Source organism: Termitidicoccus mucosus (genome assembly GCF_038725785.1).
GTDB lineage: Bacteria > Verrucomicrobiota > Verrucomicrobiia > Opitutales > Opitutaceae > Termitidicoccus > Termitidicoccus mucosus.
Map to the genome: position 1 here is coordinate 1098637 of NZ_CP109796.1, position 13669 is coordinate 1112305.

Consider the following 13669-nt stretch of genomic DNA (forward strand, 5'->3'; position numbering starts at 1 on the left):
CCGCCATCGGGCGGGGCATCCGACAGGGTTGCGCGTTTCATGAAAAAGAACCCTTTCAACGCCATGAAAAAATTCCTTATTGCCATCCTGCTGGCTGCGGCGCTTCCGCCATCCCCGGCATCTGCCGCCGCGCCTGACGAAATGGAGTTTGATTGTATCCCCGCGCCCGGACGGGCCTATGCCAAGGCATTTTTTCTGCCCGGCGAGACTGCCGAGACCGAATTGCGTATCCGCCTGTTGACAGACCAACAGGGGATCGCGGGGATCGTGCTGGACGCGTCGGTTTTTGACCTATGGGATAACCCCGCCGGAACGATAACGGTCACGTCCGCCGGCGCCGGCCAGAACGGATATGATTATATACTCAAGCCCTCCGTGAACGCGCTCGGGTGGTTCAGGGTCGAGCTGACCCTGAAAATCGGCGGGCAATCCGTCCGCCTGAAACGGCGGGCGAAGACCACGTCGTCGGAAAATTATGATTTTATAACATTCGCGATGCTGCCCGCGCCACGCACGCCCGAACAGACGCCGGACAGCCCCTTCGGCCTCATGACCGCGTTGCTGGCGCAGCCGTTCTGTCCCATTTCGGCGCAGGTTGACCTGGCCGCATATTCGGGCGCGCGCTGGGCCCGCGAGACCGTCAGCTGGAGCAGGGTCAACCCGGGACCGGGAAACTATAATTGGGCGGCAAACCGCCAAAATATCACGGCGCTGGCGGAGCGCGGCTTTCATATTCTCGGCTTGATCCAAACCAGCCCGGAATGGACGCACCCGGCGGACGCCGGCCTGCATGTGCTGCCGGCTGATTTGTCCGCCGCCCGTGATTTTGCCCGGGCGCTGGCGCTCGACTTCGGCCCGCTGGTGCGCGCCTGGGAAACCTGGAACGAGGAGGACATCGGCGCCTTCTCCATCGACCCGCCCGACCGCTATGCCGCCGTCGCCAAGTCCCTCTCGCTCGGCCTTTCCTCCGCCGCGACCGCGCCGCGCGTCCTGCTCGGCCCGGTCGCCCGCGACCCCAACGCCGGCGATTTCGCCGCGCTGCTCGCCGCCAACGACCTCGCGCCCTACCTCGACGCTTACAGTTTTCACACCTACACGCCCGCCACCTCCGCCTTGTTTGGTGCAACACTGGAAACGCACCTCGCCGCCGCGCGCCAGCTTGGTCTGGGCGACCGGCCGGTCTGGCTGAGCGAAACCAGCCTGCCCTACGCGCGCAACAAGGTGCCGGCGCCGACGGAGGCGGTGCCGGCGATGCGCGCCCAGCTCGCCCAAATGGGAGCCTCTTACATGGAGTGCATCGCCCGGAATATAAAGCCGGTCTTTTGGTTCATCGTCCGCCCCTACATAAGCACCAGCACGGCGAAGCCGTCGCAATGGGGAATGGTTGACACCCAGTTGTCGCCCCTGCCCGCGTATCCCGCCTACGCCGCGATGACCCGGCATCTGGGCGCGGCGACTTATATTGGAAAAGTGCCGCTCGCCGCCGGTGCCGCTTGGCTGTTCAACGACGGACGGGACGAGGTCGCCGCCGTGCTCCCGCCCGCCGGCGCCGGCGAGATTTCCCTGCCGTCCGTCGCGCCGGAGGCGGAGGCGTTCGACGTGATGGGCAACCCGCTCGCGCTGGCCCCCGACGGCGCCGGCAAAAAAGTCGCCGCCAGGGGCTTCATTGTTTATATAAAAAACCCCGGCTGGCAAAACCTCGCAGAGCCGCCGGAGCCGCCCACCGGGGCCGCCCCCCGCGCGCCCGCGCCCGTGGTCATGCAGGCGCTGTTCCCGCGGAAAAACATGGAGCCGACAACCGCGCCGCTGGAAAACTGGGATGCCGTCCTCGCCAACTTTTCCCCGCGCGGATACAATTACAAGGCCGGGGAGGAGATCCCGTTCTCGCTCGAAATATATAATTTCGGCGACACCGCCGCCATCGGCGCCGTCACCGCCGCCCTGCCCGCCGGCTTCTCCATTTCTCCCGCCGGCGTCGTCTCCTCCGTGCAAGTCGCGCCCGGCGCCCGGGCGGCATTTGACTTGACACTAAAAACCCCGGTGGCGGATTTGTCCGGCATGGTGGTTTTTCAAGGCGCCTTCGGCAACATGCCGGCCGTCGCCACCGCCTCTCGCTGGACGCTCGACAAAACGCCGGTCGCGGAAGTTTTTGATATAACCGAAACCGGCTTCATCCTCGATTGGAAACCCGTGCCCGGCGCGTCCGGCTACATGATTGAAATGGCCACCGACGCCGGATTCGCAAATCACATTCCGGGTTATGATAAACTCGATGTGGGCGACACCTTGGGCCGGACAGTCGCGAACTTGGCGCCGGGCACAACCTATTTCGTCAGGGTGTATAATCGTTCCGCCTCCGACGCCCCGTCTGCCCCGGTTTCAGTGACAACCCTGCCACTGCGCCCTCCGGTGGTCACCAGCGCGGATGCGATTGTGTTCACCGCCGGCGTGCCCTGCGCATTTGCCCTTCGCGTGGAAGGAACGCCGCCCTTTATTTATGAGGCGGATTCGCTTCCTGCCTGGCTGACGCTTGATGAGAACGGTATTCTCTCCGGAACGCCTCCCCCGACGGCGACCGGTGACAGCCACACCATCCAGATGACGGTGCGCAATGCCGTCGGCAATACTCCCCCTCGACAACTGACACTCGCAGTGGAGGCGCCGCCCGGCATCCCCCTGCCCGCCTTGGATGTCCGCACCCTGGCCGGCTCCGCGGGAATCCCTGGCAATATCAACAATACCGGCACCGCAGCCCGTTTCAACGCGCCGGTTGGCATCGCCGTTTCCGGCTCATTGGTTTTCGCGGTCGATTCCGCGGGCAACGACATCCGCAAGATCACCCGTGACGGCGTCGTTTCCTCTCTCGCCGTCGATACCGTGTTTGACAGCCCCACGGGCATTGCCGCCGACGGCAAAGGCAATTTATACATCGCCGACACCCTTAACCACGTCATCCGCAAAATCACCCCCGCCGGCAAAGCCAGCATCATCGCCGGCGATCCGGCACAAAGCGGCGCCACTGATAATCCCTCGCGCTTTGACACGCCGACCGGCCTCGCGTTGGATGCGGACGGGCAGAATCTTTACGTGGCCGACACCGAGAACCACCTTATCCGGAAAATTGAACTGGATGGCGGCAATGTGACAACCATCGCCGGACGCGCGGGCCGACCGGGATTCATCGACGGTCCACTCTCGGCAGCCCGGTTCAACGCACCGTCCGCCATCACGGCGGGCTCGGGCGGGTGCATCTTCGTCGCCGACACAGGCAACAATACCATCCGTCGCATCAACACGGCTACCGGGGAAGTGAGCACATTGGCCGGACTGGCCGGCTGTATCGGCGCAAGCGACGGGGCGGGTGCCGCCGCGCGATTCAACGAACCCTCCGCCCTCACCCTCGAAGCATCCGGCAGCAACCTCTATGTGCTCGATACGGGAAACAGCATCATTCGCAAAATCGCTCTCGCCACCGCCAATGTGACAACACTTGCGGGGCTGGCTGCCACGCCCGGGGACGCCGATGGTGAAGGCTCCGTCGCCCGTTTCAAATATCCATCCGGCATCGCCGCGGATGCCGGCGGAAAATTGTACATGGCTGATACCGGGAACCACACTCTCCGCTCCGGCGAGCCGCCCGGAAAACCTGTCATCGAAATCCAACCAAGCGACCAAATGCTGAACCCTGGTGATACCCTCCTTCTTTCAACGGCTGCCGCCGGGCATCCGCCGCCTTTGTATCAATGGTATTTTAATGGCAACGAAATTCCCGGGGCTATCGGTGACACTTATATGCGCTCCAATTTGCAGGCATCGGATGACGGTCTTTATGCAGTCAAGGCATATAACACACTCGGGGAAACCATGAGCATCGGCGCCCGCGTCACCATTGCAAATCACAACGATAGCTCCAAAGGCGGCGGCGGCGGTTCGCCGGGGTTCTGTTTTTACCTCCCCCTCCTCCTTCTGCTCCTGGTCCGGTCATTGCTCCATCGCGGCCTCCGCTGATCTTTTGAATACGACATGATCGGGCATCAATAAACGTCTCATCCCCCTCGAAATCATGCCATACTACATATGCCTGCGTTCACTTTTGTTCATTGCCGGCCTCTGCGCCGCCACGCTGTCCGGCCTGGCCATGCACACGGTTTCCATCGAGTCCTTGTTGCTGGAAATGGTCGATCGCGACGAGCGTGCACGGTTTCCCGAACCCGCCTTCACCTGCAAACAGGCCAGCAGTTACGACCGCGCCAGCGTCGCCAAGGATCAACCCGGTTGGTTCGGCAACAAGGATCGATCCTGGTTTTTGCGCGTGGAACGGGACCGGGGACGCCGCGAGTTTGTCATGATGGATGCGGAAGGCCCGGGTGCCATTGTCCGCTTCTGGATGACTTTCTCGGGGGAAGCCGGCGGGCGCGGCACCCTGCGCATCTATATTGACGAGTCGCCGGTTCCGGTCGCCGAGGGGCGCGCCTTTGATATTCTAAGTGGTAGTCTCGTGACCGGTGCGCCGCTAGCGGCCTCCGTCTCCGAGGCGACCATCTACAGGCGGCGCGGCCATAATTTGTATTTTCCGATCCCCTATGCAAAACGTTGCAAGGTCACCTATGAGAGCGAAGGCGTCCACGAGGACGATTACGGCGCTTATCGCGTGCATGAACCGGGGACGGAAGCCGTATATTATAGTATCAATTATCGCACCTATGCCCCTTCCGTAAAGGTCGTTTCTTATTCCGAGGCAGAGTTGAAAAAGAACAAGGGCATCATTGCCTCCACCCTGAAACAGCTCACCGCCGGCGGACGGACACTTTCGGCCGAAAGCGCGAAGCTTCGATTGGATGCCAGCCTGCGCCCCGGCGAAAGCAAGACATTTGAGGTCAACAACGCCGGTGCGATCCAACACCTCGCGATGCGGCTCCAGGCCGAAAACAAGGAGCAGGCGCTTCGCTCCACCGTGCTCGAAATCGCCTTTGACGGCGAAAAAACCGTATGGGTGCCCGTCGGCGATTTTTTTGGCATCGGTTATAAACAAATATATACAAACACATGGTACACGACGGCCGACGAGGACGGGTTGATGCAATCCTACTGGATCATGCCCTTTGCGAAAAATTGCACGATCACCTTGTCCAACCTAGGCAGCCAGCCCGTCAGCGTGACCGACGCGTCCGCCAGCATAAAGGACTGGACCTGGGACGACCGCTCCATGCACTTTGGCACGACCTGGCGGCAATACACCAAGATACTCGCGGGGCCTTACGAGCAGGCGGTTGATCTCGGCTATGCCAGCCTTGAGGGAAAGGGTGTTTATGTTGGAGACGGGCTCGTCCTGTTCAACACGGGATACCGCTGGTGGGGCGAGGGGGACGAGAAAATCTATGTGGACGGTGAAAAATTTCCCTCTCATTTCGGCACCGGTACGGAGGATTATTATGGATACGCCTGGTGCCGCTCGGAAACCTTCACCGACCACCCCTTCATCGCCCAGCCTTTGGGCACGGGCAATTTTTGCCCGGGCTACAGCGTGAATGTCCGTATGCGCGCGCTGGATGGCATTCCGTTCTCCAACTCGCTCCAGTTCGACATGGAGCTGTTTCCCTGGCTCTATTCCAGGCTCAATTACGCGCCTACTGCCTTTTGGTATATGCTCCCCGGAGGAAAAAATCTCTCGGCCCGGGATCTCGTCGGCGCCAGGGAACCTGTCGCGCTGGACCGCGCCGATATTTATCCACCCGTGCTGGACGAAAACCTGGGCGTGGAGGCGGAAAACCTGACTTGGATCAGCACACCTGCCGGGTCGTTCACCTATCAGTCGCACGACACGCTGCCGCTGAGCGGCGGGGTGCAGTTGTTCTGGAAGGATGCCGAGGTAGGCTACCGGGCCTCCTTCGGCTTCAATTCAAACATTGAGGGCGTTCGCTCATTGACTGGAGTTTTTACCACGGCGCGTGACCATGGCGTGGCCGATATTTATCTGAATGGCAAAAAGGTCTTCGGCAAACTAGATCTGGGCAGCGACGAGCCGGGCATCAAGACAGTCAAGGCCGGCCCGGTGAATCTGCTTAAAGGCCGCAATTTGATTGAGATCGAACTCGTCAGGCACGCCAAGGGCGCCATCAACAAAAGCAACTTCGCCATCGACCGGCTGTCTTTCGAATAAAGATATAAAATACATTTGGCATCAGGCCCGGATTCCATCTGATGCGCCCGATAGAGAACAACCGCATGAGATACAATTATCAAAAATGAAACCTCCAACCTGCTTGAGCAAACGCGAGGTGGTAATCCGCGCCCTCCAAGGTGAAGCGGTGCCCTACACACCTTGGTCTTTCCGTTTCACAAAGGAGCCTTGGGACACCCTGCAACAGCATTTCGATGATGCCGATTTGGAGTCGGTGCTCGGCAACCACATCCTTGAACTGGGCAGTGCGATAGGGTTCTTCGAGGATCTCGGCAACGACCGCGTTCGCGATGCCTTCGGTGTCGTCTGGGATCGTTCTCAAGACAAAGACATTGGCAGCGTCGATGGACTTGTCCTGACCGATCCGACGCTCGTCAACTACACCTTTCCCGATCCCTGCGATCGGCGTTTTTTCAACGATATCGTGACGTGTTCCGCCCGTTATCCCGACCGTTTTCGGCTTTTTACCCTTGGCTTCTCACTTTTCGAACGCGCCTGGACACTGCGCGGAATGGAAAACCTTTTGGTGGACATGGTGGAAAATCCGCGCTTCGTTCACGCGCTCTTGGACGCCATCACCGATTATAATATCGCGCAGGTGAAAAAGGCGCTGGAATACGATATCGACGCGGTGTACTTCGGCGACGACTGGGGCCAGCAGCACGGCTTGATCATGGGGCGCGCCAAGTGGCTCGAGTTTATACAACCACGCCTTAAGCGCATGTATGCCGTCACGAAATCCGCAGGGAAATGGCAGTTCATCCATTCCTGCGGCGATGTTGACGAGTTGTTCGACGACCTGATTGGTATCGGCCTGGACTGCTTCAATCCCTTCCAGCCCGAGGCGATGGACATCAAGACGGTTTATCACAACTACCGCGGGCGCCTTTCGTTTTGGGGCGGGCTTTCAATGCAACGCACCTTGCCGCATGGCACGGTGGAAGACGTTCGTCACGAAAGCACTGGTTTGTTGCAAATGGGATTGGACGGCAATTACATATTTTCGCCCTCGCACGCCGTCGAGGGTGACACGCCGCTCGAAAACATCCTCGCATTTATAGAGGCGGCCCAAAGCCAGCCGGGCTTTGGAGGCTGATTGCAAGCAATCAATGACATGTGGTTTCGAGATTTCATGCATTGGGAGTCATCCCTGCCGCAGATCTGGCGCGTCACGGTGGTCGCCATGATCCGGCGAGGGATCGACCAAAAAGGTGAGGATACTGTGCCAGGATCTAGGTTCCCCAATAGGGATTTTTCGTGGCCGAAGTGTGCTGGGCGACCGGCAGCGGCGCGACATGACATTTCCGTGTGGCCGTGAGCCCCACCGGTTTTATCTCACGATGCAGAAAACCCGGTGATGCGTCGATGCCTCCCTGTCGGTGATTCACCTGAAAAACCTTGGCAGCCCTGGTCTCCAAAACCTCCCTTGCCTGAACGCCGTTCCGCTCCGTGAGCAACCGCGTTTCGCTTTATCCGCCCCAATTGCGGACAGTCTTTATCATTGCGAGTATGTTCTCCACCGGTGTCCCGGCTTGGACATTGTGGCAGGAACAACAAATATAACCGCCCCCCTGTCCCAATGTTTTCATGCATGTTCGGGTTTCGTTAACCACGTCTGAAACACTCCCCCTTGGGAGAATTTCCTGATTCTCCACGCCACCGTGGAAAACGAGGTCTTGCCCATGTGTGTTCTTCAGCTTCAACCTGTCCATCCCGGCGCAGACATGCTGGATTGGGTTCAGTATGTCTATGCCGCAGTCGATCAGTCCGGGAATCAGGGGGGCCACCGCGCCATCGGTATGATACAGCACCTTTTTCCCGTATTGATGGATAAGATCGCACCAGCGCTTCAATCTGCCCCGGAAATGACGCTCCCAGGCGTCAAGTGAAACCAAAAGGCTCTCCTGCGTCCCCATGTCGTCACTGATAAAAATGATATCCAAGCTATCTCCGAGTGCCTGGAGCATTCGTTCAAGCATCGCGGTCTGGATGGCATCGATTTTGTCAAGCGCCGCCTCCAAAAAATCCGGCTCCGTCAAAATGTCCATGAGCGCGTTTTCGAGACCGCGCATCTGGCAGTATATTTCAAAATGGGATATCCAAGGGCCAATGGTCGCGAAATCATACGATCTCGCCCTCCCGGCCAGCGCCCTGGCCCCATTGTAATCAAACAGATCCGGATTGGGCCACGATGGATAATCGGCCAGCTGCCGGAGATCGGCATATCCCGCAAGGGGCGGATTGATATATTCTTGATAGGTGGCCAGCCCGGCCTTGACCTGGCGGGTCGGCACGCCCCAAGGGTTGGTTCCATCGCCGTCATCCGGGTCCGGAAAACGCCCGTCATATCCGGGGAAAACCCATGCAATCTTGTCGATTCCAAGCGCGCGATACACCTCAAATTCATCTTGCAAAGATGTATATGATCTGAGCGTGTCCAGCACCTCAGGCACGCACCAGAGATCGACCGGCGGACGATCGACGGATTGACGGTTTAGCGTGGAAAGGATTCGTTCCTGTGAAGTCATGTGCTGGAATAATCGGACGGGCGATATCTGTATAACAGCTAGCGCCGGAATTTCACGGGTGCTTGCCGGATTCGGCTTTGGGCTTGGGCTGCCAAAGCGACACGCAGGAAGTGGTCTGGCCGTCACCCACCCTCGCGCGTGCCTTCAGTTTGAATTCCTTCGTTTCCAGAGAGGTGCGGATGGAAACCGGAACCACGGCCTTCCCCATCGGCCCGATAGCCACGGATGGAGAAGACACGATCACCTCGGCGCCGGTCGCGGGTTCAAAATGAATCGTCCCCTCAATTTTCCGGTCGCTGAAATTATAGACTTCCATTTGGAGATTCACGGTTTCCCCAGGGGTAAAACGATAGGCGGCCGGCGCCCAGTTCGTGGCCAGAAAGTCAAAGTTTTCAAGCGGTTCGTCGAGCCGTTGGATAATCCGGTCGCGATCAATCACGCCGAATAATACCACATCAAAAACACAATCGTCGGGGTAGTTCATTTCCTTGACGCCCCCGGAGACGGTTGCCGGCTTCTCGATGCGATCACTCCAATCGACGGATTTGAGATAAACGGGCATTCGACCGACCGAGATTTTCCCCCGACTGGTGTCAATCCGGCTCCCCATAACATTGATCGCCTCGACTCCTTCGAATTTTCTTATGTCGAGCGTTTCGGGCTCGCCCTCCTCCTTCCACACCATGGCGACCTGCTCCCGCCTGCCGGGGCCCGGACCGGTGCCGAAAACATATCCCTGCAACCTGCCGAAACGCAGATCCCCTTGGTATTCGGCTTTGCCCAAAGTCGAGGTCATGACGGCGAGCGCGACGTAGGCGGGATAAGGCGTCCAGTCCGCGCGGACGAGACCTGTTTGTAATGAGCCTTTCGTCTGCCCGAAATACGGGCGGAGTATGAACCACCCGATGCGATCCACTCCGCCGACAATGTATTCGGCGTAGGCACGCACGAGATAGTGCGTCTGCCCTTCATGGGCTTTTTCAAAACTTATCTTCTCCGCGCTCCGCCTCCACAACGCGCCAATCTCGGATATCCATTTTTCCTTGTTCCGAAACCCGTGCCGGAACGCCTCCCTGGGATGGATTTCGGCCTGCGCCTGAAATTTCCCCGCGGTGAAAGGCGCGTAGGCGTGATAGTCATACGCGTCCAGATAATGCGTGAGCTCGTTTTCCCAAAGTATTTCGTTAAACACATTGGGGGAGCGGGCAAATGGTCCATTCGAAACGAGCGGCCCGTTTGGGACGGATTTCATGCCCAGGGCAATCGCCTTGGCCATTGCCGTGTAGTGGTCGGGAGTGCCTCCCCCAAAATGGGCGATATCCTGTTCGTTCCAAAGCTCCCATCCAAATACCCGCCCTTTGTAGTGCCTCGCGACTTCCATTCCATAGCGATGGGCGGCCAGTAGATCGTCAGGAAAACGCACAAGATCGTCGCGCCGCGTCCAGTTCGGGCTTCTTTGAAAGACGCACATCACTTCCAATCCGCGGCTGGCATAGGCATCCATCACATTGTCAAAGTGATTCCAGTTGAACTGGTCCGGATTCGGATTCACCCGTGGCCAATCAAATCGTTCGCGACACCAAGCCACCCCGGCGGCCGAGGCCAGTTCCGCGGATAATTCCAAGTATTTCCGCTCATACGCGGAGACGGCGGTGTCCAATCCGAACTGCGGCGCGCGTCTTTCCGGAGGAAGCGGCCTTGGAATCACCGCAAACGTCAAAAACCGCGCCTGATCCAATATTTGCTCTGGATTCGCGGCATACCCGATTTTGAGAGAACTGTCGCCGGGCTCGGCGGAGAACCCCACGCGATACCATCCCAAGCCCGGCACCCTGGGCTTTAGGCAGATGCCGGTTTTGCCCTCAGCTTGATGAATCCGGGCCATCCCCTGATCAATACGATTGCCCCAAAAGTCGCACACTTCATAAGCCAGTTGGCGTCCATCCAGCGTCGTGGCACTCGTGCGGACAGAAATCTCCAGCACCACCGGCTGATCCGATGTAAAAATAAAATAATCCGTGATTTTTACCGGCACGTTCTCGGCCGGCCCCAAAACAATCGACTCCTCCGCTGCGCGCACGGACATTGCAAGCATGGCGGATAAAACCATGCAAAGGTGGATCAGAATCCCGGATAACTTTATTAGTTTATAGTTCATTGGATTTTTTGTAAAACGCCTTGCAAACAGCTCATCCAAGCCGCCGCTCCGATTGAACGCCAAAGAATTTGACGCCTGCATCGAAGGATGGTGGCTCCGGTGCAATGTTTGAGGCAGTGCGGGTATATGATGATGTGAGGCATGAGGCAGCAAAATGCGCACCCTGATTTTGGGTCACGCTCAATGCTTCAACTCAGCATTTTTCTCCAATGCTTTCGACAAGATTCTGGTGGAATCAAATAGAAGCCAATCTCGAAAATGCGCAACCCGGTTGCCTGATAATCCAATTTCTCTGTCATGAACAATCTTGCGCACGGCGGTGTATGGCCGGGCCAACTTGGCAGACGGATAATGACGGTGCCGGCAAATCGTTCGTCGCCAAAACGCCCCCGTTTCATGCAAAATGCCATCACTGGCACCCCGACATTAATTCTCTTTATGAGTCCAGCGCGAGACACTCGGGGAAACAGGTAGATGATCAAATTCGGCCTGCCAGATCCAATAATGCCCTGGAGTGATATCCTTTCCGACTTGATATCCATCACCGGAATTGCGGGCGGCCTTGACTGACAATGGGACGGCCACTTTTTGTCCCGCAGGAATCTCCACTTCAAAGGTGTTTTCGCTCGCGATAAATCCGGCGGGGGGACGAAACCAGACTTTGCCCCGGGAGGCCGAGGAGCCGAAATTATAAATGTTCAGAGTCACGGGGATGTTTTCGCCGGTTCTGAACATATATCCCCTCGGCGCCCAATTGGCCAGGAGATCATCCCAGTTTTCATAGACGATACCACCTGTCTCGACCATCCCCCGGGGATACTCTGGCTGGAGGACGATGTTGCGCTGCATGGAAACGCGGGAATGGCTCGTCCCGGGCGCCACAGGTTTCAGGACGCCATGCGGCATAAAATCCGGCCTTCCTCGCCAGCCCGGATTCCGAACATAGGCCATGTATCCCCGGGTTGAGACTGTGACAGCGCCATTTTGCTCGCGCAATGGGATATCATTCCCCATCACATCGAAAGCCAAGGAACCGGGGGCCACGGGTGGAAGCGTGACCACATCCTCGCCTTGCGATGCGAGGACTACGGCAACCTCATCGCCGCCATCATCGAATATATAACAACGTCCTGTATTTTCCGGGCTTCCCTGTTTGTCCCGGCCAGCCGTCATGCTTCCCAAAAATCTGCCGGCGCCAAGCTGTTTGCACATGACGGCAAATGCCGGGTAGGCCGGCACCGGTGAAAGCCTGCTGTCCACCATGCCCCATTGGCTGGGCTTGGGAGTGTATTTGCTGATATAAGGACGTATCATAAACCAGAACACGGGTTTGATGTCCTGTTGAATCGCAGTCATGTAGGTCTCGCATAACTGCCTGAGTTGCGCCGATAAGGCGGGCATGGGCTTGGGCACCGTATTCCGGGCATAGGCCAGACTCGTTTCGGTAAGCCAGATAGCTCGCCCGGAAAGTCCCATCATATCGGCGGCATTGAGATGGGTGTCCACCACCTGCTGAAAGCGTCCGCCGACAACCGGATGATAGGTGTGGAAATTGTAGGCGTCGAGGTAAGGCGCGATATCATTGGCCTTGAGCAGACTGGCATAACCTCCCACTTGCGGATCGCGCGCAAATGCCGCGAGCAGAACGAGCGGGCGCGCCGCCCCGATGGATTCCGCACCGGCCGAAAAACCGAGCGAGAGCGCCTTCGTCATCGCCGCATAGCGATCAGGAGTTTCGGTGGTGTAATGCGCAATATCAGGTTCATTCCACGTTTCCCACGCCTTGACCAGCGGGCCAAACGTTGCCGCCGCCTCCCGGGCGAAGCCATATGCCACGGTGAGGTCTTCCGGAAACGCGGGTTTGCCCTCCGCATGAGGATGCGTCCACAAAGGAGCGCGCTGGATCAGAACCGAAACGTTTATTCCGAGACGCGCAAGCATTTCGATTTCATGTTTGCGGCGGCTCCAGTCGAACTCACCCGGCGAGGGGTTCGCCCGCTCCCACGATATGATCTCCCGCGCCCAGCTTGCGCCCGAACAACGGGTGATCTCGACTTGGGCGGAAATCGGACAAAAGGGCTGGGGCAACAAGGCGCTCATTACCCCGAATGGCGTTTCCATATCCGCCTCAGTTCCGATCAAATTACGCGGCTCCGGCAGGCGCGCGAAAGCAAGAAAATCATAGTTCTCGGCCGAATTTGCCACCCCAGGTTTGCGCTTAAGCAACACCTCCCGCCCATTGATTCTTAGGGTGAGTTCGATGCAAAACCAGCCGAGCTTTTGGACGCGCGGCGTGATGACATACTCATATTGGAATTCTGGCGGACTATTGGAATGCGTTCCGGCTTGAGTCGCAGGCTGGATGTCCACGCCTCCCGCCACCTGCGACCAGAAATCGAAAACCTTGCCCTCAAGTTGCATGCTGCCGGTTGGGAATGATGCAGGACCAGCGTCCCCGGCCTCCATATCCGACCCGTCCGACGGCAGCAGCCTGATTCGCATGGCCACCTTTTCGCCGGGAAGGAAAAACGCCTTGAACCATGAGCGACCTTCGGATGTCACGGGCTCGAACCAAACCACCGAGGGCGATGCGGTGGATGCCTTCATGGCAAATCCGCCTGAAAGCACACCGGCCGCAATGACCGTGAGCAGGCGAGAAATGACCGGAATGATATTTCGGGTTGGAGGAACGGAAGCAATTTTCAGGGTATTCATTTTCACATGGTCTTTCAAAACACGGGAGCGTGGTGTTGAGTGGCGAAAACTTGTTCAAAATCCAGAAGATCGGGCCAATTATATCAA

At 58.1% G+C, this 13669-nt stretch carries 6 protein-coding genes; 3 read left to right on the forward strand and 3 right to left on the reverse strand.

Going from position 1 to position 13669, the window contains the following annotated elements:
- The first annotated feature begins 39 nt into the window (after positions 1 to 39).
- The 3 genes from OH491_RS03755 (at position 40) to OH491_RS03765 (ending at position 7277) form a co-directional block, all read left to right on the forward strand.
- A complete protein-coding gene (locus OH491_RS03755; protein ID WP_068769272.1) occupies positions 40 to 4008 on the forward strand; it encodes an SMP-30/gluconolactonase/LRE family protein in 3969 nt (1322 codons plus the stop codon).
- Positions 4009 to 4063: 55 nt separating this feature from the next.
- The gene (locus tag OH491_RS03760; protein WP_068769271.1) at positions 4064 to 6160 is read left to right on the forward strand and encodes a glycoside hydrolase family 172 protein; all 2097 of its coding nucleotides are present in this window, start codon (positions 4064 to 4066) and stop codon (positions 6158 to 6160) included.
- Between the two features lie 85 nt (positions 6161 to 6245).
- Positions 6246 to 7277, forward strand: coding sequence for a uroporphyrinogen decarboxylase family protein (locus tag OH491_RS03765; protein ID WP_084441923.1), 1032 nt, complete (start codon positions 6246 to 6248; stop codon positions 7275 to 7277).
- Positions 7278 to 7650: 373 nt separating this feature from the next.
- Here OH491_RS03765 and OH491_RS03770 read toward each other — a convergent pair whose 3' ends face one another.
- The 3 genes from OH491_RS03770 to OH491_RS03780 all read right to left on the reverse strand — a co-directional run bounded on the left by OH491_RS03770 (position 7651) and on the right by OH491_RS03780 (position 13582).
- Positions 7651 to 8709, reverse strand: coding sequence for a uroporphyrinogen decarboxylase family protein (locus OH491_RS03770; RefSeq protein ID WP_068769269.1), 1059 nt, complete (start codon positions 8707 to 8709; stop codon positions 7651 to 7653).
- A gap of 52 nt (positions 8710 to 8761) precedes the next feature.
- Positions 8762 to 10867 carry a hypothetical protein gene (locus OH491_RS03775; RefSeq protein WP_145928617.1) on the reverse strand — a complete coding sequence of 702 codons (2106 nt, stop codon included), beginning with the start codon at positions 10865 to 10867 and terminating at the stop codon, positions 8762 to 8764.
- Between the two features lie 426 nt (positions 10868 to 11293).
- Entirely contained in the window at positions 11294 to 13582 is a 2289-nt protein-coding gene (locus OH491_RS03780) for a hypothetical protein (RefSeq protein WP_145928616.1), read from the reverse strand.
- Positions 13583 to 13669 lie beyond the last annotated feature (87 nt).